General features: G+C 45.5%; 16 protein-coding genes and 2 CRISPR repeat arrays. Of the genes, 12 read left to right on the top strand and 4 right to left on the bottom strand.

What is annotated here, in order from left to right; genetic code table 11:
• The first annotated feature begins 217 nt into the window (after window positions 1–217).
• From VRK_RS13630 to VRK_RS13610, 5 genes are all read left to right on the top strand, one after another.
• Entirely contained in the window at window positions 218–913 is a 696-nt protein-coding gene (locus tag VRK_RS13630) for a family 16 glycosylhydrolase (RefSeq protein ID WP_059121873.1), read from the top strand.
• Between the two features lie 351 nt (window positions 914–1,264).
• Complete coding sequence (locus VRK_RS13625) at window positions 1,265–2,482, top strand: putative glycoside hydrolase (protein WP_059121872.1); 1,218 nt, start codon at window positions 1,265–1,267, stop codon at window positions 2,480–2,482.
• 124 nt (window positions 2,483–2,606) lie between these two features.
• On the top strand, window positions 2,607–3,800 hold the full coding sequence (locus VRK_RS13620; protein ID WP_059121871.1) for a carbohydrate porin: 1,194 nt from the start codon (window positions 2,607–2,609) through the stop codon (window positions 3,798–3,800).
• A 301-nt stretch (window positions 3,801–4,101) separates the two neighbouring features.
• On the top strand, window positions 4,102–4,440 hold the full coding sequence (cutA, locus tag VRK_RS13615) for a divalent-cation tolerance protein CutA (RefSeq protein ID WP_059121870.1): 339 nt from the start codon (window positions 4,102–4,104) through the stop codon (window positions 4,438–4,440).
• Between the two features lie 233 nt (window positions 4,441–4,673).
• On the top strand, window positions 4,674–5,315 hold the full coding sequence (locus VRK_RS13610) for a DNA-J related domain-containing protein (protein WP_059121869.1): 642 nt from the start codon (window positions 4,674–4,676) through the stop codon (window positions 5,313–5,315).
• Window positions 5,316–5,446: 131 nt separating this feature from the next.
• On the opposite strand, the gene VRK_RS13605 is transcribed toward VRK_RS13610, so the two are convergent.
• From VRK_RS13605 to tesA, 3 genes are all read right to left on the bottom strand, one after another.
• Window positions 5,447–7,339, bottom strand: coding sequence for a sensor domain-containing phosphodiesterase (locus VRK_RS13605; RefSeq protein ID WP_059121868.1), 1,893 nt, complete (start codon window positions 7,337–7,339; stop codon window positions 5,447–5,449).
• A 124-nt stretch (window positions 7,340–7,463) separates the two neighbouring features.
• Window positions 7,464–8,672, bottom strand: a complete 1,209-nt coding sequence (locus VRK_RS13600) for a trans-2-enoyl-CoA reductase family protein (protein WP_059121867.1) — start codon at window positions 8,670–8,672, stop codon at window positions 7,464–7,466.
• 141 nt (window positions 8,673–8,813) lie between these two features.
• Entirely contained in the window at window positions 8,814–9,440 is a 627-nt protein-coding gene (tesA, locus tag VRK_RS13595; RefSeq protein ID WP_059121866.1) for a multifunctional acyl-CoA thioesterase I/protease I/lysophospholipase L1, read from the bottom strand.
• Between tesA and VRK_RS13590 the strand changes: the two genes are divergently transcribed.
• The 3 genes from VRK_RS13590 (at window position 9,439) to VRK_RS13580 (ending at window position 13,325) form a co-directional block, all read left to right on the top strand.
• The gene (locus VRK_RS13590) at window positions 9,439–10,122 is read left to right on the top strand and encodes an ABC transporter ATP-binding protein (RefSeq protein ID WP_059121865.1); all 684 of its coding nucleotides are present in this window, start codon (window positions 9,439–9,441) and stop codon (window positions 10,120–10,122) included. The genes tesA and VRK_RS13590 overlap by 2 nt on opposite strands.
• On the top strand, window positions 10,119–12,575 hold the full coding sequence (locus tag VRK_RS13585; RefSeq protein WP_059121864.1) for an ABC transporter permease: 2,457 nt from the start codon (window positions 10,119–10,121) through the stop codon (window positions 12,573–12,575). Before VRK_RS13590 ends, VRK_RS13585 begins: the two co-directional genes overlap by 4 nt.
• A gap of 270 nt (window positions 12,576–12,845) precedes the next feature.
• Complete coding sequence (locus tag VRK_RS13580; protein WP_059121863.1) at window positions 12,846–13,325, top strand: YehS family protein; 480 nt, start codon at window positions 12,846–12,848, stop codon at window positions 13,323–13,325.
• A 320-nt stretch (window positions 13,326–13,645) separates the two neighbouring features.
• Here VRK_RS13580 and VRK_RS13575 read toward each other — a convergent pair whose 3' ends face one another.
• The gene (locus VRK_RS13575; RefSeq protein ID WP_059121862.1) at window positions 13,646–13,999 is read right to left on the bottom strand and encodes a hypothetical protein; all 354 of its coding nucleotides are present in this window, start codon (window positions 13,997–13,999) and stop codon (window positions 13,646–13,648) included.
• Window positions 14,000–14,133: 134 nt separating this feature from the next.
• A CRISPR array of direct repeats spans window positions 14,134–14,525; the repeat unit is 28 nt; unit sequence GTTCACTGCCGCGTAGGCAGCTTAGAAA.
• 187 nt (window positions 14,526–14,712) lie between these two features.
• Between VRK_RS13575 and VRK_RS13570 the strand changes: the two genes are divergently transcribed.
• The 4 genes from VRK_RS13570 to VRK_RS13555 all read left to right on the top strand — a co-directional run bounded on the left by VRK_RS13570 (window position 14,713) and on the right by VRK_RS13555 (window position 22,944).
• Window positions 14,713–15,594, top strand: a complete 882-nt coding sequence (locus VRK_RS13570) for a HEPN domain-containing protein (RefSeq protein WP_157371918.1) — start codon at window positions 14,713–14,715, stop codon at window positions 15,592–15,594.
• 425 nt (window positions 15,595–16,019) lie between these two features.
• The gene (locus tag VRK_RS13565) at window positions 16,020–18,866 is read left to right on the top strand and encodes a type VI secretion system Vgr family protein (RefSeq protein WP_059121860.1); all 2,847 of its coding nucleotides are present in this window, start codon (window positions 16,020–16,022) and stop codon (window positions 18,864–18,866) included.
• Window positions 18,866–19,315, top strand: a complete 450-nt coding sequence (locus VRK_RS13560; RefSeq protein ID WP_059121859.1) for a DUF1240 domain-containing protein — start codon at window positions 18,866–18,868, stop codon at window positions 19,313–19,315. Before VRK_RS13565 ends, VRK_RS13560 begins: the two co-directional genes overlap by 1 nt.
• 215 nt (window positions 19,316–19,530) lie before the next feature.
• Window positions 19,531–20,291: direct repeats of the CRISPR family, unit length 29 nt; unit sequence GTGTTCCCCGTACATACGGGGATGAACCG.
• 319 nt (window positions 20,292–20,610) lie between these two features.
• Window positions 20,611–22,944 carry a glycoside hydrolase family 9 protein gene (locus tag VRK_RS13555; protein WP_197413106.1) on the top strand — a complete coding sequence of 778 codons (2,334 nt, stop codon included), beginning with the start codon at window positions 20,611–20,613 and terminating at the stop codon, window positions 22,942–22,944.
• The last annotated feature ends 361 nt before the right edge of the window (window positions 22,945–23,305 follow it).

The raw sequence follows: 23,305 nt of genomic DNA, 5'->3' as shown, positions 1-23,305 counted from the left end.
TTTCATGGATGATGAATAAATTGTGACTAACACCTTCATTTTTATTTTTTGTGGATATTTGAAATCCAGTTTTCAAATCTAGTTATAGACAAATTTTTATAAATGTCATTAAAGTCAATTCACGGTTCCGAGAAGCAAAGAGGTTTGGTGCCTATGCATTTTTATGTGTAAGCATCAAAATACATCTGCCACAACAAAAAATATGAGGTTTAACGTGATGACAACGATCCGATTGGTTTTTCAGGTAGTTTTTTTAAATATCTTATTTGTATCTTCCAGTTTTGCGCTCGGTTGGAGCGGTTTGAATTGGTCTGTATCAGACGGCTGGAAAAATGGCGGCAGTGAGTTTGACTGTACATGGGCTGCTAAAAACGTATGGCAAGAGTCAGGTGCTTTAATCTTGCATGCGAAGAATGAAGGGAGTTACAAGAGTTGTGGAGAAGTGAGAACAACGCAGTATTACCGCCGCGGTCGATACGAAGTTGAAATGCAAGCCGGATCTGTACCCGGTACAATCAGCTCCTTTTTCACTTACACCGGTCAGGCAGGAACATCCAGTCACTATGAAGTTGATATTGAGTTAATGGGTGGAACTAATTTACTCCATACCAATGTATGGATCGGAGGCCAACAATTCCCATTAGATATTGATCTAGGCCAGTATGGAATGTCTATTTGGAGTATGGAAAAATATGCATTTACCGTTGATGCGAATGGTGTAACATGGGAAGTATTTAGTCGCTATAACAATTCTTGGGTAACGGTTAGACGTGTTAATCAACGTGTTTCAAGTTATATGCAACTATTTATGAATAACTGGATTAGTGCGAACCCTAATTTCCCACCGAGTCGTTATGATGGCCGTCCAGCCTATGCTAAATATGGATATGTCAGAGTAAACCGTTATGATTGATCACTGTTTTATTTCAATCGCACATATCATTACTGCTATTGAATAAGTGGTCAAATATTAACATATATTAATTTTTTATCAGGTTTCCGCAGCGCATTCCCCCGCGCCGCGGACCTTTATCAATACCTCATATTCGGTCCGTCAATACGAAATATAATTTATTAGTCAAAACAATGAAGAACAAATAATAAACAATAATAAATTAATTATTATTAATAATAAGAAATAAGTTTAATAGAAAAGCAATATCAGAATATACAACGTCAACGCTATAGGAAACTGATTTAATATTAACTCAAGGAAGTAGGTTTAATATAAATCTAATTCATATTTATTTAAGAGCGTTTGAAAATGATGAAAAAAATAAAATTTAAATCCCTAATTATATCGATCACCCCGATGATTATTGCTGGGTGTAATTTTGAAAAAAATATTGATCATATCGATGTGAGCAAGAAGAGTGGTGATAGTAATGGTTTAGCACTATTAAGTACCAGTTCTGGTAGTGATATATCACCTTGGATTCAATCTGAAAAAGATAGCTGGAACGTTGCGGCCGTGACGACCAGCAAAGCGAGTCTGGCCAGTATTGAGGCTGTATTAGTCGACAATACAGTTGATGTTCAGGTGTCAGGGTCTGGCAGTAGTATATTTATGATGCAGGCGGCATCTGCAATAGATTTGAGCCAATATAAATCGGGTTACATTGAGTTTAATATTCGGCCGCAAAGCACCCCACCATCTGCAATTACGTTATCGATTGATAATGAGTGGCCGGTCAGAAGCAGCCTTGTGCTGTCCGGTAAGTTGGCGGATAACCGTAACTGGCAAACGCTGGCCGTTCCGGTTCAGTGCCTGAAACCCTTTGATGGGGCGAAAGCTGTTGATTTGAGTCAGGTGAAAAATCCATTCCATCTTGATATAAAAGAAGCATTTAATTATGAGATTACCGACATTTTCTATCGGTCATCAACCGATAAAACCCCAGTTTTAGATCCGGATACATGTAGTGACAACGCATCAACCAGTATTGTCAATAATGCTCCTGATTTAGTTACAGGGGACACCGCATTATTTTATTCAGGTGATGTTACTCAGGCACAAGATTTGAGCAAGGCTTATCCACTGAATAGTTTCTCTAGTAATGTTAATCAGGCCAACAATATCATCACCGTATCGTTTAGTCAGAATGGTGGGGTGTTCTTAGGCGCTGATGATTCTAAGAGTGATTTCTCTGCCCACAATACGGATGTCATTACCGTCGATATGAAAGTGAAAAGTTATGGGGATTCGGGAAGCATTCAGGCCCGGATGGACGGTCAGACGGAAGACAACAATACATTTTTCTCACTGAATAGTAGTTTGTTGCCGGCAGACGACAAATGGTATCGATGCCAGATGCTTGTCTCCTCGATGATTCCGACGGCCAACCTGAGTTCGGTTAAGAAAGCATTTCATGTTAGTGGTGTCTGGGACCAAATGAATAACCTTGAATTTTCATTCGCTAATGTGGCCGTGACAAAACCGAGAAAAGATTATAAAGCAAGTGAACCATGTATTGCTCTGTAGATATTTTAATTAAGGAGGATTTTTAAATTACTTCATTCGTATTTTTATTCAGTGGTGATATTAGAAAAACATCTATAAAAAATAATTTATGTTGTTTTAAATTCCAATAAATAGGGACATAAACATGAGAGCATTGAAATTAATTTCTGTATGTATCGCAGTGGGTTTACCCATGATATCGAATTCAGCTTTTGCTGATGATAATTTTAGATTTTCCGGATATGCACGTTATGGTGCGGCGTTTCAGGATAAGGACGAAAAGTTAGTTAAGACTGCGGGCGCATTGAATGGGAATGCCACTGGTCGATTAGGTAACGAGAATAATGGTGGGGAATTTGGTTTATCAAAAGGATACACCAGTGCTCTCGGCGACCAGTGGGATATTGTGGTGTTATTGGACCACTATTCTGACGAACCTTGGGCGAAAAACGGAACCGGTGGTGTCAAAGTCAAAAAAGCATATGCGAGTGTCACCAACTTTGTCGATTCTCAACCCGAATTAAAAGTATGGGCCGGGCGAAATTTCCATCAACGTCCACAGACAAATTTGAATGACTATTTTTGGATGACTCACGATGGACAAGGTGCCGGCTTTTATAATCTGAATCTGGGCGGCGTCAAACTCGATTTCGGTGCCGTCGGTCAGGTCCAGAGTGATTTGGTTGGTGATAACGGTAAATATGCGGTGACGTCGAAACTACACGGTATTAACCTTTTTGACGATGCATCGGTTGAGTTTTATGCCAACTATGGCTTCGCATCGAAAAAATTACAAGATAAACCTGATTATTATAATACTAAGGCATATCAGTTAGCGGCAGACCTATCGATGGCCGGACATCATCTCCTTTTCCGTTATGCTGACAATGCCAAAGATAGCGTATTTGAGTTGACGAAGGATCAACGCGCATGGTTAGTCAGTTTTAACGGTGCGAGCAAGATTTCTGATCAAGCCGCCGTTGAGTATCTGGCAGCATATCAGTTCTTGGATGTGGCAGGGAACGAAGACCGGGCAAACTATAATGTGGTTGTGCGCCCCACGTATAATTGGGACAGCATTAATTCAACATGGATAGAAGCGGGTTATAGCGTCGTTGATTATAAAGATATTAATGCAAGAAACAGTTCGTGGAAGCTGACACTCTCACAAAATATTGAGATTGGCTCTCAAGTGCCAGCCCACCCAATGCTACGTTTTTATACTACAGTCGGTAAAGCCGACAATGAGTATATTGGCTTTGATTCTAAAACGGGCAATATGAAGTCAAGTAATTTAGATACATTGACGTTCGGTGCCATGTTTGAAGCTTGGTGGTAATGCGTCAGCATTCTAAACAGTAATCAATATCAACCTTATTGATAGTTCAGTAAGGTTGATATTTTGCATCTTTAGTCTCACATTGCTCAACTGATTGTCCTATCTTGTTATTCTTTTCTCTTTCCCGATGACTATTCCCCCTTTAGGTTCTGGCTATCTTCTTCTGCCTGACAAATGGCGATTTACCTTATATACACTATGATTTTATGGGGTCGATGTCTCATCGTGTTGGATGTTCGGTCATGTTTTTGGTTGCTAGGCTATAATCAGGACATGATGAGAGGACAAAGGAATAAGTCAGATGACTGAAACACCGTTCTGTATGGTGCTGACCACGATCAACAGTCAGGAAGGTTGTCAGGCGATAGTCTCACGCCTATTGTCTGCACAACTGGTTGCTTGTATTCAGACATTACCGATCAATAGTCATTATCGCTGGGAGGGGGAAATCTGTACTGATCAGGAGATACTACTGTTGATGAAAACTCAGAGTCGTCACTATCAGGCGGTTGAGTTGGCGATTCGGGAAGTTCATTCGTACGAAATACCACAAATTATTCAAATCCCGGTGATGGATGGATTTCAGGCTTACCTTCATTGGATTGAGACAGTGACACTGCATCCGGAAGAGCGGGGATAAATCAACTTGTCCCCGCTTGACGTTTGAATGACGTATTTGGGAGGCAGGTGAGCGTAATCACTGTAAAGGCAATTTGTAAAAGCCATGGTTGTTGCGTGGCATTGGCAATCACGTCACAGAAAGAAGACCGGATACCGATGCGGGTATAGGAAAGTAGGGAAGAACAGGATAGTCTGTATCGAGTATCCTTCAATCGATAGACGACAGTGAGAATGCTCTCAAGGAGTGCAGTAATGTCAGGAAATCAGAGCTTACAAACGGTATTCCATACACAGATGGAAAATCCACTGATTTGGCCTATTTTGGAAGTGCTGAAACGAGAATGCTCGGGCTGGAAAGTCCACACGCTTTCAGCCCGGTTGAATGAATTGGGGTATGTTCCTGAGTTAGATTCATCACCGGGAAAGGATATCTTCAAACGCAACTTTTTGATTATGAATGCACTCTATCAACTGCAAGAGATGCTTTATCCCGAGCGCTGGCTTCAGGTCGAGGCGATGGATATTGAGTTACGTTTGGTGAGCAGTCATGTCGCGTATTTCATTGATCAGGCTGACCCGCTACGTATGTATTATACCGACTGGAGTAATTATGAAGCGAGTGAAGGTGAAGTCAAACGTCTGCTGAATGAATTCTGGACCCGTTATCGGCAATATATTGGTCAGGATGACAACGTGACTGATATGGATCGAGCCAGAGCGTTACGGTTATTCGAATTACCCGTTGATGCCAGTGATACGGAAATCCGGAAAACATGGCGTAAACTGGCGCTGCGCTGGCATCCGGATCGAGATAATGGTGATACGGAAAGGTTCCGGACCTTGTGTGAAGCATGGCATATTTTGCGTCAGACGGCTACGGACAAAATGATATGAGGTGACGGTGTCACCTTTTTGATATTCAACATAATCTGCAAGTCACCAGTCAATCGTTATTCCAAACTGCCGTGAGGCTGTTTTTGGGGAGTGTTTGTGATCACATGTCTTTTGAGCATTGACTGATAGTGTTAATTAATCTGCTGTAACTGAGACTGCATTTGTTGCACCAAACTGTCTTCAAACACATCAGCAGGGACAGGGCGTCCGTATAAAAAACCTTGCCCGTAGTCACAACCTTCCGCGATGATAAACTGCTCTTGTGCTTCTGTTTCAACCCCTTCAATGATGATTTGCAATTTGAGTTTTTTGGCGACTTGAATGATAGAGCGCACAATTTCTTTGTCCTCTTCACTCTCTTCCAGTGAATGCACAAAGCTTTTATCGATCTTAATACAATCGAAAGGAAACTTTTTCAGATAACTGAATGACGCATATCCGGTACCGAAGTCATCAAGTGATAGGGTGACTCCGAGTTCATGAAGAATCTGAAGAATATCGCCAGCCACTTTTTCATCGGTGATTAAACCGCTTTCAGTGACTTCTATTTCCAGATGATGGGCCGGAAGTTGGTAGGCTTGCAAAAACTGTGTGACTTGCTCGACAAAGCGAATGTCCCGCAACTGCTTGGCTGAAACATTGACCGCAATTTTAAAATCGCTCAGATAGCGAGTCCATTGACTGGCTTTTTCAATTGCTGTTTTCAGCACAAAGTTTCCCACTTCAAATATCAGACCATTTTTTTCTGCCAGATGAATCAGTGTTTCACTGGAGATTTCTCCCAGAACAGGATGACGCCAGCGTAGTAATGCTTCTGCACCGATCCACAGTCGGGTTGTCGGACAGACTTTAGGCTGAAAATAGAGCATCAGATCGCCATTTCTCACCGCATGAAGCAGGTAGTTTTCCAACTGGTGAAGGCGGAGTTGAGATTGAGCGAGCGCTTCTGAATGGTAGTAATACAAATGACCGGAGTCTTTGCACGAAATCATCGCTGCGGAAGCTTGTTCCAGAAGCTCGGTAACTGTGGTGTCTTCACCGGAAATGGCAATACCAATATAAGCATGTAAGTGAATTGATTGATGATGAATATGAAAGACGGCTTTGCTCATCAATACCAACTTCTCACATAGCATATCCACATCCCGTTTCAGATGACAGGATTGTACAATCAGAGCCAGATCGGTGGAGTTGGGGCGAGCAGTTAACAGTTCAATTTCTTCAAGATCCAGCGATTCGAGTTGTGCATGATAGTGTTTCAGGACGTTTTCCCACTCTTGATAACCAAAGCGGGTTTGCAGATGACGGGCATTGCTGAAACCGATGTGAATCACTGCAAATTTTTCGCCGCGGGCGGCACAGTTTGCCAAGCGATGTTTGAGCTCGTCTTCAAGTGCGAAGCGGTTGAGAAACCCCGTGCTGGGATCGTGGCGTTTATTATATTGCAACTGGCGTTCGACGATTTTGCGGCGATCGATTTCTTGATGTAGTGTCTGAGTCAGATTGACATAATCGACCGTATCGTGAGAAAGCGTGTTTTCAATGTAGTGATTGAGTCGGTTGATCTCAGATTGCTGTGTCAATATTTTCAAATGAGACTCGATCGCGGACTGAAGGTTCTCCAATAACTGAAATTCAAGTTCATGAAAATGGTGTATCTGGCTATCGATAATCACCAACATACCGAATGGTATTTGATTGGGGAAATACAGTGGTAACCCCGCATAGGACATGACCGGATCCGGTAAATAAGTCGATAGGGTCGGTTCTTCTTCAATATCAGAAACCCACAGTGGCTGACCTGATTCGAGAACAATCTGATGGAGTTGACATGCACAGAGCTCATCAAGGTTGAGTGCGCCCGAGTGATGACTATGACATATTCGCTCGTTTATACCTTCACGACAGCGCATCAGCATCACCGTCGGAGAAGAGAGAATCCCAGCAGCGAGATTCACAATATTTTGCCAGTTATCCAGAATGTGTTCCGGAATGATCAAATGGTTCGGGTGATTATTTGGCATGTTGTGATATTCCTGAGCTCAGCTGTTTCATGAAAGTCAGCACTCTTCTTATAATCTAGCAAAAAAAAGCTCCGAGCACATACTCGAAGCTATAAAAACATCAAGAGTGAGCACGATATCATCGTTATTCTTTTGTCGCGAATTTGATAAAAGGCCGGAGATCGATCGGTGCGTGATCATCAATGGCTGGCCATTGAAAACCGTTCAGTCGCATGAATGCTTTTTTGAATGTTTGATAAGCATCGAGCTGAGACAAATTATCGGCATTGATTCCTGCCAACAACTGCTGCGTTTTGGTTTGTACTTCCGGAGAAAGCTCGTGCTCATCCAAGCGAATCAGTCGCTCGCCATCGACGGGAACGGTCTCAGGACCATACAGTTTGGTGGTGAACAGGCGTTGCATCTGGCTGTTGCAGTTTTCATTCACGCCTAAAGCGTGCATAGCCTGATTCAAAGCAATCAAATAAGGGCTCAGACCGGGAATAAATATACTGGCTCGGGTGAGCAAAGCCTGACAGACCACCGCATAAGCATGACCACCATAGTTAGCGAGCTTCATGTTGAGGGAATGACTGGTTTGATGTAAATCGACTTTCGCCCGCCCCAGAGTGCCGTCCAGATAAATGGGATGGGTCAACGCTGAGCCGATATAAGAGAACGCAATGGATTGACAACCATCAGCAATCGATTCTGAATTAATCAATGCATCGATCCATGCTTCCCAGTCTTCTCCGCCCATCACTTTGAGTGTCGAGTCGATCTCTTCTTCTAAAGCGGGTTCAAGTATGACATCGTGCCATTGGTCATGGCCCAAATCGAGTAAGACACTCTGTATTGACTGACCAATCGGTTTAATGGCGGAGTACCAGAAGCTATCACTGCCTTCCGCTTTTCGACGTTTGCCGGAGGCAACACTGTAAATAATGAGATCAACTTCACCTTCAAAGTAAGTCTCAATTGCTTCGATCACGGCTTCTTTCGTGCGGCGGGAAAACACATCCCCCTGAATATTAATCGCAGTGCGGCCTTCACGTTGCGCATACTGTTTGAAGTAGTAGTTGTTGTAGAAACCAGCACTACCGGAGTGATTCGTTTGCGGTGGTGTATCGAGAGAGACACCGATGGTGTCCGCTTTAGCACCGCCAAACGTGAGTGCGATCCGCGCAGCAAGCCCCAGTCCGGAAGATGCACCTAAGATGAGCACCCGTTTTGGGCCGTGTTGAATCGGAGTTGCGGCCTTAGCATATTGAATTTGTTGTATAATCGATTGCTCGCAACCGTAAGGATGTGCGCTATGTGCAACAACGCCATTGATCTTTGGGGTTATGTGCATGTCGGTTACCCTATGATGATGAAACATATCATGATGATGAACAGTTTAAACGTGTTGATTTTTTCAGTTAACACATCAGCTACATTAACGCAAAATTGTCTGATGTTTATTGAGCTAGGGCAGTAAAAGCCGAACTAGGAATCATGACTGCATGTCCGGGGCCGCGGGTTGATCAAGTAAAGGGTGCAGATGTTGCGCCATCCATCCGGCAATCCAAGGTTGTGCATCTTCATTGGGATGGAGTCCATCGGATTTCATCCATTCTGGGCGAAGAATGACCTGTTCCAGAAAAAACGGCAATAGCGGAACCTGTTTTTCCGTCGCCAGTTTTGGATAGATAGAGGCGAAAGCTTTGCTATAGCGCTGCCCATAGTTCGGAGGGATGCGAATCTGCATCAGAATTGCCCGTGCGCCGGATTGCGTGATGAGATCAATCATTTTGGCCAGATTTTGCTCAGGAATCTGCGGTGAGAAGCCGCGGAGCCCGTCGTTGGCTCCCAGTTCGAGCAGTACATAATCTGGCATATGTCGCTGTAACAGTTGTGGTAAACGAGACAAACTGTTACCAGTTGTATCTCCGGAGATACTGGCGTTGACGACGGTGACCGAGCGATTGTACTTTTGTAAGGCTTGAGGGAGTAAACTCGGCCATGCCTGATCGACAGACATTTGATAACCGGCACTCAAACTATCACCGACGATCAGTAATCGGGCACTATGAGCCTGTAATGAAAAAGTCAGAACCAGAAGAAAGGATAACCATCGCATGACGAACACACCTGTGATTTCTGCAAAATATCTGAGTAAAACAGTGTCTACGAATCAACAGGATTTGACAATTGTTAAAGAGGCTCATTTTGATATTTATCCAACAGAAAGCGTGGCCATTGTCGGGACTTCCGGTGCGGGTAAATCGACCCTGATGGCACTGTTATCCGGGCTGGATATTGCCTCTTCAGGTGATGTTGCGCTGTTTGGGCAGTCATTGAATACACTCGACGATGAGCAACGGGCAGCGATACGCAGTGAATCCGTTGGCTTTATTTTTCAGAATTTTTTACTGATTCCCAGTTTGTCAGCGTTAGATAATGTTACTTTGCCGTGCCTGCTTCGCGGAGAACCCGAAGATCGGGTGCGGGCAACATCGCTGTTAAACGCAGTCGGGCTGGGGGAGCGGCTCCATCATACACCGGCTCAGCTTTCCGGTGGGGAGCAACAGCGGGTCGCCATTGCGCGGGCATTTATGATTCAACCTAAAATTCTGTTCGCGGATGAACCGACCGGAAACCTCGATCAAAAGACCGCCGCAGTGATAATCGAACTCCTGTTTCGGCTCAATGAGGAATTCGGTACCACACTGGTATTGGTAACCCATGATCATCATCTGGCGCAGCGGTGCCAGCGTCGGTTGCAAATGAGTGAAGGGCGGATCGAGGAGATTGAATCATGAATTCATCGTATTTGGTCAATCGCTCACTGGTGCGATGGTGTCGGCAGGAGCTTCGACAGGGACAGCTGTGGCTGGTTGTCATGGCGTTTGTGCTGATTATTGCCAGTGTTTTTGCGCTATCTGCGATTGCCCAACGTATGGATCAGGTGATTGCCAAGCAAGGTAAAGATGCGTTAATGGCGGATACGGTTTTTGCCAGCGCCAATCCGATTCCTGAAGCATTGATAACCAAAGCCCGGGAGTTGGGAGGCACGACATCACAGATGACCCAGTTTTCCACCATGCTGTTTGGCGGAGATGGGATGAAGCTGGTCTTTGTCAAGGCGGTGGATGAAGCGTTTCCGCTACGTGGCACACTGCGCTTATCTGACGGTCACTCCATTCAATCTCATGTTGCGCCAGATGAAGTCTGGCTGGATCCGCAGTTATTGTCCGATCTCGGGATCAAGATAGGAGACCGGGTCAGTATCGGTGATATGGAACATGTGGTTTCAGGCTCTATTACCGAAGAACCGGGATTTAGCTTTAATCCATTCCGTCAGATGCCGAACGTATTCATCCACCAGTCTCTGATTCCGGAAACGGGCGCACTACAAGTCGGCAGCCGGGTTGAATATCAACTGTTTATCAACGCCCGCGATGACATCATTCAACAGTTAAAACAACAAGTGAAATTGACGCCCAGTGATGAATGGCGCGATGTCGGAGAGCGTTCCGGAACACAGGATATTTTCAATAAATCAGAGCAGTATTTATCGTTGGTTGTGATCATCGTGGTATTGATGGCGGCGATGACGCTGTTACTGACATGCCAACATTATGTAGCTTCTCGTCGCCAGACGGTGGCGATGCTGAAAAGTCTCGGTGCATCGAAACGCTGGGTTTGGCATTGGCTGATGGTTCAAGTATCGATGCTCATAGGCATCGCACTGTTGCTGGGATTACCGTTGGGATACGGGTTGGAACGATTATTAAGGTTACCGTTAATTGGGTTGTTGCCATCACCATTGCCTGAACTTGGTGTAACTCCATTTGTGATGGCACTGCTCAGTTGTCTGCTGGTTGCGATTCCGGGGCTCGGGATCCCACTTTATCGGTTGGTTGATATTGAAGCCGTTGCCAGCCTGCAAAATCATACACAAGTGAAGCGCAAACATATTTATCTGTGGGGATTATGGCTTTTTCCTGTGGCGGGTGCGGCGTTGTACTGGGGCAATCAGTTTATGGTCTGGTTGGTCTTGGGAGGGATCTTATTGTCTTCTGCACTGCTCGCAGGGATTGGGCTACTCCTGTTTCGCGGGGTACAGGCGTTACCGTTAAACGCAGCGTTCAAACTGGCACTGAAACGTGTCAATCGTACGCCATTTGCCTCGGGAATTCAGTTGGGTGCGTTGTCTTTGTCGCTGATGTTGTTTGCTGCTTTATGGTTGGTCAGAACGGATTTACTCTCGGACTGGTCAAGTGTGTTTCCTGAGAATGCCCCCGATGTTTTTGCGTTGAATATTGCGACCCACGAGAAAGATGATTATCTGCAGCAGTTACAGCAACTGGATATTACTCATTCACCAGTCTTTCCGATTATTCGCGGACGCCTGTCGCTGATTAATGGTACCGATGCGATCGAATATGCTGGTGGCCGGGAAGCCAGTAATGTGCTGCGCCGGGAAGTTAATTTCACCTGGGCCGAACAGTTACCGACCTATAATCAGATCGTTGCGGGGCGCTGGCAGTCAAGCAATGGGGTTTCGGTGGAAGAAAGTGTCGCGCGTGAACTGGGGGTGAAAGTTGGTGATCAATTAACCTTCATGATTAACAGCCAGCCCGTTACGGCTCAGGTGAACTCAATTCGGCAGGTGGAATGGCGTGAAATGAAGCCTAATTTTTACTTTATATTCACGCCAGATCGACTGGCTCAGCTTCCCGCGACTTGGATGGTGAGTTTTCGTCTCGGAGCCGATGCATCACATCAGCTATCGCAATTGGGCCATGCTTACCCAACTGTGAGTCTGCTTGATTTGCGAGAGATGACCCAAAAAATTCAAGGCTTGTTATCCCAGATTATCAATGCCATTTCAATTCTGGCTGTGGTGGGGGTAATTGCCGGTTTACTGCTGATTTATACGTTACTGAGACTGAGCCTCATGCAGCGGCATGAAGAAATGCAACTATACCGCACCTTGGGGATGAGTCGGCGGCGGTTGATGTGGACAGTATTGGCTGAATTCGGCCTGATCGCGGTTGTGGCCGGCAGCGTATCAGGCTTTGGCGCTGATGCGCTGGTTGCCGCGATCATCCATTACGCTTTTGAACTGACGCCGCGCATCCATCCGTTGTTATGGGTCATTCAGCCTATCTTTGCGTTGATGATGGTAATGGTTGTCGTCGGGCGTTTAATTCGGCAATTGACGTATTCGCGTCATTCTGTGATCAGCGGTTTGTTAGTAAAGCTTTGAATTTGAAAAACTCCGTCCATGAGGCAGAAGAAGAAAAGTTTTTTAAATCTATAGGTGAAGTATATGATTATTTTCAAATAACCCAGAGTTGTCTGACTTATATAAAACTAAGAGAATTAGAATCATTTTCGTGGAGTCATCTTGACTTTGCGTTATGATTCTCTCGCAGATTTGCACAATTGGTAGGGTGTAGACCGCAAATCTGATAAAATCCAAGTCTTCCAGTAATCACGTTGATAGCACTGGATTTACCTAAGATTAGGAACTATTTTGACCAATAATGATATTTTACGCCGTGTGCGTTATACATTTGATCTAAAAGACAGTGTAATGACTGAAATCTTCTCTTTAGCAGATTTGAATGTGATAGATGAACAAGTTACGAGTTGGCTGAAAAAAGAAGACGATGAATCTTTTGTTGAGCTTCACGACACAGAGTTGGCTGTATTTCTAAACGGTTTTATCAATTTTAAGCGCGGTAAACGCGAAGGTGAGCAGCCTAAGCGAGAAGAGAAGTTAAATCATAATATTATATTCCAAAAGTTACGTATCGCTTTGAACTTGAAAGCTGAGGATATCCTAGAAATTCTGCAACTGGCAGACTTTCGTTTAAGTAAACATGAACTTAGCGCATTTTTCCGTAAGCCAGAGAACAAGCATTACAGAGAATGCAAAGACCAAGTTCTTCGCAACTTCTTGCTCGGTCTTCAGCGTCAGTTGCGTCCAAGTGGTGACAAATCCGAATTATAACAAATGAGGATGTTGTCTAACTAAGAGAACCTCAAAAACGGCCAGCATCGCTGCCTATGCCCAGCTCACCATAATCCCGACACCGTTTTTTCGGTGTCAGTGCAGCGTAAGTGTCATCAGGGTTGCTGGCGAGTGGTCGTACCAGACCACTGCCTCACAGTTTATTTTTCTCAGCCTCCGGCTCCTAAATTTGACGCACATGTTGTTCCTCGGTTTCAGAGGCATCGGTGCTCTGTGCGCCAGTCACTCTTGCCAAGATGCAAGAGTCACCAGAAGATCTTTTTGTTTTGGCTTAGTCACGCGTTATCCAGAACCAGCTTTTACGGGCGTCCTGCCCGGAAAAGCCTAACCATTCTTCCTTGAATGGTTTTCTTGGTCGGGTGGCTGATTTGAGTGGGGAGAAACACTGAATCAACGAAACTCAATTGATCGATGATCTCAGGGTAAAATTCATGGAAGAATTTTAAGCTTTTCGTGAGCAGGAGCGAATAAAAGCGTCCCTGATTCGGTGCACTGAACTCAACCCCTAGGCCTTTTGGGGTACTTTTTCGGCCATGAAAAAGTACCTGGGGCGCAGTCGGAGATGTTGATGAAATCGAGGAAAGTGATTGCGTCCCAAACCGCAGAGTCACAATTTTATATTCCCAGCCTCCGGCACCCAAATTTGACGCCATCAGACCCTTTATTTTTCACCCTTAAAAAATACGCATAAAATCAATAAGTTAAAAACAAGCATTTTTAACAAGGTAAAAAAGGGATTTTTCGACTAACCTTTTGCTGTGACAGGGTTTTTCGTGATAAGTTTATTGTTCACTGCCGCGTAGGCAGCTTAGAAAAAGTGAACCCCGCCCATGTTTTAACTTCACCGTGTTCACTGCCGCGTAGGCAGCTTAGAAAAAAACCGGTTCTCCGTTGTCATAGCGGATTTGGTTCACTGCCGCGTAGGCAGCTTAGAAATATTGTAGGTAAACTCTTTTACTTGACAAATCGTTCACTGCCGCGTAGGCAGCTTAGAAAAGTAGTAGGAAAAACCGCCGTGCCTTTGATCATGTTCACTGCCGCGTAGGCAGCTTAGAAATTTTGAGCTTAATGTCGGCTCGCCCTGTTTATTGTTCACTGCCGCGTAGGCAGCTTAGAAAATTCGGCACAGCAAACAGATAGTCCTTTATCGTGTTCACTGCCGCGTAGGCAGCTTAGAAACCAAGGGATTTGAACCCTAAACCGAAAAATATGTTCACTGCCGTATACATGGGTAATCAGAACTATTGCTTTGAATTGAATCGCATTTTTCTCAGTAATGTGCGCAAAGTGAGGGTTGGTGGTGTTCTTTGTCAGCCCCTTCTTTTATGCTAACCTCATTATCCACAACCAGTCTCATGCCACGATTATGAAAACAACCCTCGACCATCTTCCCGAATATAAACAGCGTGAACTGGCGATAATCTCAACGGTTTTGCGTGACACGTTAGACGATTATCTGCAAGGCAAAGCGGGCAGTAAAAGTGAATTCCGTATTCTGAAAATCATCCTGTTTGGCAGCCATGCCAAGGGGAATTGGGTCAGTGATCCGGTCAATGGCTATATCAGTGATTATGATATTCTGGTGATCGTCAATAAAGCAGCGTTGGTTGAAGATTATGTGGTCTGGCAGCGTGCCGAAGAGCAGATTGATCGCAAAGTGAAATCGGCACCATTGGGTTTGATTGTGCATGATTTAAACGAAGTGAATAATCGACTACAACAGGGTCATTATTTCTTTAAAGATATTCGCGAAGAAGGGATTGAGCTATTTGCCGCGACGCCAAAGCCACTGGCGGAGCCGGGTGATCTGACTGAGGAAGAAAAACGGGAGATTGCCCGTAAGCATTATGAGCAGTGGATAAAAAGTGCTACCGAAAGCATTAGAATGTTTCACCATGCTTTTAATGACTTGATGCTTAATGAAGCAGCCTTCAACCTGCATCAGGCAACGGAGCGTCTTTTTGCCTGTACACTGCTGACTTGTACTAACTACTTACCGAAATCCCACAATATCGAGAAACTTGGTAATCTGTGTGTGCAGATTGATCCGGCCTTTGCTGAGATTTTCCCGATGGACAATAAATTTCACCGTCGTAGTTTCCGCCGTTTGCAACGGGCGTATATTGATGCGCGTTATTCAGCCCACTACGAAATCACCGAAGAAGAGTTGAATTATTTGGTGGCAGAGGTGCAGCGGTTACTGGGGTTGGTAGAGCGGGTTTGTCGGGAGAGAATAGAAGAGGTTTGAGTGCATTCTTAACTTTGATTAGCCCAGCCTCCGGCACCGAAATTTGACGCACAATTGCGTTTTTCGATTTCAAAAGCATCGGTACTCAGTGCGCCAGTAACTCTTGCAGAGATGCAAGAGTCACCAGAAGATCTTTTTTTGTTTGGCTGAATCGCACGTTGTCCAGAACCAGCTTTTACGGGCGTCCTGCCCGGAAAAGCCTAACCATTCTTCCATGAATGGTTTTCTTGATTGGGTGAAACATTTTTAAAAACCGAGTCTTCATGTTACCCCCATTCCAAAAATCACCATTCACCGACAGAAACCCAAATTTGCGCATGCTTCATGAGCTCTTTTGAGTATAATTATTGGTTCATATGAAAATAATGTTATCAATAAGTATGTATTGATAACCAAGAATCGGTAAACAACACACTCAGGCTTTTATGACTCGACTTAAATTTAAATTCACCATCGATGGCGTTAATGATGAGACATTGGTGGTCCGTGACTATCAGGGGATCGAGTCCATCTCAGATTCAGTCGATGATCAAGGCCAGCCGGTTTATGGCTATCGCTATACCATCGATATTGCCAGTCGCAACAGCGACCTGAGTTTCGAGCAAATGGTCGATAGCACCGCACTGCTTGAAGTGCTGCGCGATCATGAGGTCGTGCAAAAAGTTCACGGCATTATCCGCAACTTCAGCCGGGGCGATACCGGTCACCATCATACCTTTTATTCACTCACCTTGGTGCCGTCACTGGAAAGACTGTCGCTGCGCCATAACAGCCGGATCTTCCAGCAACTGGACGTGCCGGAAATTCTTTCGGTGCTGTTTCAGGAAATGAATATCAATGATTACGCATTTTCGGTGCGGCGTGAGTGCGCCAAACGGGAATATTGCGTTCAGTACCGTGAGACCGATTTAGAATTCTTCCACCGTCTGGCGGCTGAAGAAGGGTTGATGTACCGCTTTGAGCATCAGCAAGACAAGCATGTTTTAGTCATCACCGACAATCCCGAAGGGTTCGGCCGTCTTGCCATGCCGGTGCCGTATAACGCCTTGTCCGGTGGGGTGTTTGAGCAACCCTACGTCTCAACTTTGACCGAGCACAAACAGACACAAGTCAGTGATGTGCAGCTGAGCGATTACAGTTTTAAAAAGCCGTCTTACAATATTACGCACTCGGCCACCGCTTCGGATATGAGTTACCAGCGCGGTGACTATGAACATTTTGACCACCCGGGGCGGTTTAAAGACGACACCACGGGTCAGGCATTTACGCAGATCCGCCTTGAAGCGCTGCGCCGACAAGCACATACCTTCAGCGGTAAAAGTAACGACGCACAGCTTCAGGCCGGTCAGCGGTTTGATTTGATGGAGCACTTCGACAGTGAGATGAATCGCAATTATCTGCTGATTCAAGTTGCCCATCAGGGCAGCCAGCCGCAGGCACTGGAAGAGTCCGGTGGCAGCGGTGCAACCACATATGCCAACCAGTTTGCTGCCATTCTCGGTGATCAAGTGTGGCAGATGACACCGCGCAGTAAACCGATCCTCAAGTTTCCGACCATGGGGACAGTGGTCGGCCCCGAAGGGGAAGAGATCTACTGTGATGAGCATGGCCGGGTGAAAGTGCAGTTCCCTTGGGATCGCTATGGCAGCTCAAATGAGCAAAGCTCTTGCTGGTTGCGTGTGACACAAGGTTGGGCCGGTGCGCAGTACGGGATGATGGCTATTCCGCGCATCGGGCATGAAGTGGTGGTGCATTTCCTTAATGGTGACCCGGATCAACCGATTATCACCGGGCGAACATACAACGCCAATAACGTCACCCCGTATCCGCTGCCGGAGCACAAAACCAAGACGGTGATCCGCACCGAGACTCACCAAGGGGACGGTTACAACGAGCTGAGTTTTGAAGACCAGTCGGGCAGTGAGAAAATCTATCTGCACGCGCAAAAAGATACCGACATGCTGGTTGAAAACGATGCAACCACGCATATCAAACATAATCAAAGTACCACCATCGATAATGACCGCTACAGCCATATCAAGGTCAATGACCATCACACGGTCAGTGGTGAAGCGCGCACCAAAATCGCCAAAAGCCAGACGCTGATGATTGAAGGCGAGTTGCATGTCAAAGCAGGCAAAGTGTGGGTCAATGAAGCGGGTACAGAAATCCACATCAAAGCCGGTGAGCAAGTCATCATCGAAGCCGGGAATGAAATCACCCTCAAAGCCGGTGGCAGCTTCGTTAAAGTTGACCCGTCAGGTGTCTCCCTCAGCGGTGCCGGGGTGAACCTGAACTCCGGCGGTAGTGCCGGGAGTGGCAGTGGGTTTAGCAGCGAGAACGTAATTCTGCCGCACCTGTCAGCCAAGGTGACTGCCGGCGAAAAGGCTGCTTATTCTTCGAAACAAGCCACATTGACTACGGCTGATGCAGTGGTGAAAACTCAAATGCCAGATAGAGTGAAAGAAAACAGCGGCATGAACATCACCGGAGACAGCACGGATGTTCCTACGACTGCTTCAGTAGGCTCGGGAAAACCCGTAAAGGTTGACCCGGAGAATATGTACTGGCCTAACTATGACTTTATTCACCATCGGGAAATTAAGGTGGAATATACCCAGAAGGCGGTAGACCTAGCGGTGCTGTCGCTCGAAGAGGCGGAAGAGTTTGCCAATAATTTGTGGCGGGAATACAACGGCAAAGATACGCTGGACAATGGCAAGAAAGTTTGGGATGGTGCTGCCAACGCCCATGATGCCTATCGACTGGCAAAAGGGTTGGGAGGCATGGGGGTGGTCGTGTATACCAAACCCTTCAACGGACGGGATTACGTGATTATCAAAGGGTACAAAAAGCATCTAAAAATCCTGATGAAAGGCAATCGCTGGCGCGCCAATAATCCGCAGGTGGTTCAACTCGGGCTGGGCACCAAAAATATGGTCGGCAAAATCGCCAGAGAGACACTGAAGGTCGGTTTAGTAGTCGATATTATCTTTTCAGTTGCGATTAACGCAGTGGATGTGTTTGTCCATGATGAGAAGACGATGGAAGATCTGGTTGGTCGCTCCGGGGCTGATATTGCTAAGGGCGTTATTGCGACAGGACTTGGTACTCTTGTTGCTGTTGGAGTTAGTGCAATGGGATTTCCGTTAATTGCAGCAGGAGGAGCTTTTGCTGTGGTAGGGTTCTTAGCTAGTCTCGGGTTGGACTGGATAGATAATGAGTGGGGTATATCTGATTCATTGGTAGAGAAACTGAAGGAAATTGACTAATGCTTTTGAGAATTTCATTTGTTTTATTCATGGTACTGTTCTTAGGTGGAATCGCTGCATTAGGAATATTTTCATCTTTACTTTTACCTTTTCAACCACTAGATGATCGTGTTCGATTGATATCATACATAAATTATATAGCTGTTGTTGCCGCGATCCCGCTCTTAGGAGGATTTACATTAGTAGCCATTCATCAGCTATTTAATCCTAAAAAAGATATTAGTGAATATGCAACCGCATATCGCGGTGCTTGGATAAAGATAATGTGGATTACGCTAGCCGCTGTCATCGTTGCTATTCCCTCCCGTTTCTACCTCGGCTATAAAGTCGATCAGGCCGGATATGTTAAGTGTATGAATGAGTCCCGTACCTCTGCTAAAAGTAGCTGGCGGGTGTATGCCAAATCAGAAAGTTTATGTAAAGATTCTTCCGGGATTTATGGGGGGTAGTTAACGCGACTTGGCACAATTTTATCTTCCTAGCCTTTAGCTCCCCAATTTGAACGATGAGAATAGCTGAGCAGGAAGAGGAAAAATTAATTGCGTACTAAACCCACAATAGCTTCGTAACCTGCTTAAATTGATGACCTTTAAAACAGACTTCAAATGTTGGTAGATTGTGAAAGCCGAAATTTGTATTTATAAATCAATTAACTACAATTAGAGTGTTCCCCGTACATACGGGGATGAACCGTACGAAGAATCACCCGACTACGAAATTATCAGGTGTTCCCCGTACATACGGGGATGAACCGGGTTTGATATACCCAAAAGACGATGTTATGCGGTGTTCCCCGTACATACGGGGATGAACCGCGCGCGAAAGACATCGCAGACTACCTGATCACGTGTTCCCCGTACATACGGGGATGAACCGTTGGCGTCTATTACTACATGCTGCCAACCATCGTGTTCCCCGTACATACGGGGATGAACCGCAAAATCCAACTGGATCATCTTTGTGTAACCGGTGTTCCCCGTACATACGGGGATGAACCGTTCTTAAAAGAACGTTGATCGAAATGGTCGATGTGTTCCCCGTACATACGGGGATGAACCGGGTAATCAATTCAACGTTCAACGAGCGAGCGCGTGTTCCCCGTACATACGGGGATGAACCGATCATCTAGCCTGTCCTCATACATGCCCGCACGTGTTCCCCGTACATACGGGGATGAACCGGTATCTATCGAGACATTAACAAACTAGTTGACGTGTTCCCCGTACATACGGGGATGAACCGAATGCGTATGAGTTATTAGGTTTCACTACTGAGTGTTCCCCGTACATACGGGGATGAACCGATCAATAATATGGAGTTGGTTATTTTCTGGATGTGTTCCCCGTACATACGGGGATGAACCGCCAACATACCGCTACGGCGGCGTGTCTATGGTGTGTTCCCCGTACATACGGGGATGAATCGAATTGCAGGATTGCCTGAGCAGGATGCAAATCAGTCCGACCCTGATTAGGTGCGCTGGTGATTATGTGACTGAAATCGATGAATCCTGAGCGCACCAAACCAGCAGCCTATCGTTTTTACCCTCCCACTCCTAAATTCTTATTGTTATTAGAGATAACTAATCCGTGAATATATTGAACCTTGTTCATAAAGATTAAAGATGCATCCTGAATGTGCAGAGCAAAGCGTATCCATTGACTATGATTTAACATTGTTTCAAACACTAACAACAAACTGACGAATTTATTTTTACAGTAGGATTGGTACATAAGAGGCTTAGATGAAAAAGATTCAATCAACAGTATTTGCTGCGATTGTTTGCAGCCTGATTGGTGTGAATGGCAGCTATGCAGCGCAAAGTTCACAAAATCTGAACAAGATACAAAATCAACAAAATTCAACAGTCGATATTCTGGTCAATGGTAGTTTTCAGGGAGATACCGGCTGGTGGGCATCGGGTGGAACCTTTAACACGCAGGATCAACAGGGATGTATTACATTCACTGATGGTGGTGAGAATCCGTGGGATGTAGTTTTAGGTCAGTCGAATCTGAAATTACTCAAAGATGAAGTGTATACCCTCCGATTTAATGCGATGGCTCAAAATACCGCCAATTTAACCGCGGTGCTGCAGCACGATGGTGAACCTTACACCAACTATATGAATAAGTTGCTCTCTTTAAATAACACGGTGCAATCATTTGAATTTGAGATTAAACCGTCTGCCAGAGATAAAAAAGCACAGTTGGCTTTTCAGGTCGGGGCACAGCCGGGGAATACCGTGTGTCTGAGTGATATCTCCTTGTATGGTCCGAGATACCAAGAAGAAGATCGGCGCTCCGCTGTCCGTGTCAATCAGGTGGGCTATCTGTTAAATGCAAAAAAACGGGCCACTATTCAGACCGATACTCAGACACCGTTGCCGTGGCAGTTGCTGGACGCTCAGGGAGAGGTGATTGCTGAAGGTCAGACCATTCCATTTGGTCTTAACAGTGCTTCAGGAGAACAGGTGCAGATTGCTGATTTCAGTCAGGTACAGACACCGGAAGCGCAGGTCACGCTTGATGTGAACGGCCAGAAAAGTCATCCGTTTGATATCAGCCATGATGTTTACAAGACGATGAAATATGACGCGCTGTCTTTCTTCTACCAACAACGCAGCGGGATTGCGATTGAAAATGCCTACGTTCAGCGTGCTGATTTAGCCCGGCCGGCCGGTCATCCACAGGAAATCGTGACCTGCTTTAATCAAATCGATGCCAAAGGGAATCAGTGGCCCGGATGTGATTTCTCTCTGGATGTCACAGGGGGATGGTACGATGCCGGCGACCACGGCAAATATGTGGTGAATGGTGGGATCTCGGTCTGGACTCTGATGAATTATTACGAGCGTGAGAACCTCTATAAAACCGATCATACCAGTGCATTTGCGGATGGCATGGTTCAGATTCCTGAGCAGTCTAACCAGTACAATGATTTACTGGATGAAGCCAAATGGATGATGGATTTCATGCTGGCCATGCAAGTTCCGGAACATAAAAAAGTCTCGGTGCCGGTTGGTGACCAATCAAATCATCTGTCTGCGTTAAAACTGACAGAAATCGATGCCGGTGGCATGGTTTTCCATAAAATTGCCGATGCAGAATGGACGGGTGTGCCTCTGCCGCCTTATGAAGATCCTCAACCACGCTTCCTGAGCTACCCAAGCACTGCGGCAACATTGAATCTGGCCGCGACAGCTGCACAATGTGCCCGGATCTGGCGTCCTCTGGATGCAACGTATGCAGACAAATGTTTATCCGCTGCTGAAAGAGCATGGCAGGCGGCCAATGTTCACAACAATGTGTATGCCTATGATAACTTTAACGGCTCCGGCCCTTATGGCGATACCCATCTGGCGGATGAATTCTACTGGGCTGCTGCTGAATTGTTTGTCACGACAGGTAAGGGTGAATACAAAACCGCGCTTGAGCAGTCCCCTTATTACTTGACTACACCGACAACCAGCGATGATCTGTCATGGGCAAATATGGGCAGCGCCGGTACGGTTTCGTTAGCTCTCGTCCCGAATAGTCTCGATACAAGTACGATTGAGAAGGCTCGTGCAAATCTTCTCAAAACAGCGGATATCTATGAAGCCAGTGTCAAGACACAAGGGTATCTGATTCCTTATCAGAGCGATCAATATCCATGGGGTTCAAACTCGAATCTGATGAACCGCAGTATCTTCCTCGGGCTTGCCTTTGACTGGACGAAAACCCAGAAGTATTTACAGGCGATGTCTGATGCAATGGATTATATGTTAGGACGTAACCCGATGGATCATTCTTATATTTCAGGCTATGGCACTTATCCGTTGCAAAATCCTCATCATCGGTTCTGGGCGCATTCTGAAAACCCTGATCTCCCGATTGTTCCACCCGGCGTGATCTCAGGCGGTCCGAACTCTATGGATTTCAGTGATCCGGTTGCGGCCACGCTGAAAGGCAATTGTACCGGGCAAACCTGCTGGATTGATGATATCGGTGCCTGGACAATGAATGAAGTGACAGTCAACTGGAACGCGCCTTTGTTCTGGGTGACTAGTTTCTTGGATGAACATGCATCTTGGTAGCAAAGGAACAGTTAAACAAAAGGCTACCTGCGGGTAGCCTTTTATCGGTTCGAATCGATTATTTTACGTTTGGTAAAGTTAAAGACAGCTCGCAATTTCAACCAAGATTTGCCTTTTTAGGTCACTGTTCCTTGACGAAACGAGTATGAATCCAGTATTTTTTCCCCATCATTTCTTGAGGAGATTACGCCAATATGAACAACTAAACCTGTCATCCATTGCTCATTTTATTTTTGGATCTACAGGGTTAGTCGGCGTAGCTCACTTTCCGATATTTCTTTACAAATACATTTTGAATCTCTGATTGCTCGGATAAGAACGCGTATTTACTGGGTATTTGTATTGATGTCATCTCTGTCAC

It is taken from the genome of Vibrio sp. MEBiC08052 (assembly GCF_001506075.1).
Classification (GTDB): domain Bacteria; phylum Pseudomonadota; class Gammaproteobacteria; order Enterobacterales; family Vibrionaceae; genus Vibrio.
This window is presented reverse-complemented; position numbering and strand designations above follow the sequence as displayed.

Coding starts and splice junctions, on each gene's coding strand:
- VRK_RS13630 (WP_059121873.1), top strand. CDS start 218: ATGACAACGATCCGATTGGTTTTTCAGGTAGTTTTTTTAAATATCTTA.
- VRK_RS13625 (WP_059121872.1), top strand. CDS start 1,265: ATGATGAAAAAAATAAAATTTAAATCCCTAATTATATCGATCACCCCG.
- VRK_RS13620 (WP_059121871.1), top strand. CDS start 2,607: ATGAGAGCATTGAAATTAATTTCTGTATGTATCGCAGTGGGTTTACCC.
- cutA (WP_059121870.1), top strand. CDS start 4,102: ATGACTGAAACACCGTTCTGTATGGTGCTGACCACGATCAACAGTCAG.
- VRK_RS13610 (WP_059121869.1), top strand. CDS start 4,674: ATGTCAGGAAATCAGAGCTTACAAACGGTATTCCATACACAGATGGAA.
- VRK_RS13605 (WP_059121868.1), bottom strand. CDS start 7,339: ATGCCAAATAATCACCCGAACCATTTGATCATTCCGGAACACATTCTG.
- VRK_RS13600 (WP_059121867.1), bottom strand. CDS start 8,672: ATGCACATAACCCCAAAGATCAATGGCGTTGTTGCACATAGCGCACAT.
- VRK_RS13590 (WP_059121865.1), top strand. CDS start 9,439: ATGACGAACACACCTGTGATTTCTGCAAAATATCTGAGTAAAACAGTG.
- tesA (WP_059121866.1), bottom strand. CDS start 9,440: ATGCGATGGTTATCCTTTCTTCTGGTTCTGACTTTTTCATTACAGGCT.
- VRK_RS13585 (WP_059121864.1), top strand. CDS start 10,119: ATGAATTCATCGTATTTGGTCAATCGCTCACTGGTGCGATGGTGTCGG.
- VRK_RS13575 (WP_059121862.1), bottom strand. CDS start 13,999: ATGGCGTCAAATTTGGGTGCCGGAGGCTGGGAATATAAAATTGTGACT.
- VRK_RS13570 (WP_157371918.1), top strand. CDS start 14,713: ATGAAAACAACCCTCGACCATCTTCCCGAATATAAACAGCGTGAACTG.
- VRK_RS13565 (WP_059121860.1), top strand. CDS start 16,020: ATGACTCGACTTAAATTTAAATTCACCATCGATGGCGTTAATGATGAG.
- VRK_RS13560 (WP_059121859.1), top strand. CDS start 18,866: ATGCTTTTGAGAATTTCATTTGTTTTATTCATGGTACTGTTCTTAGGT.
- VRK_RS13555 (WP_197413106.1), top strand. CDS start 20,611: ATGAAAAAGATTCAATCAACAGTATTTGCTGCGATTGTTTGCAGCCTG.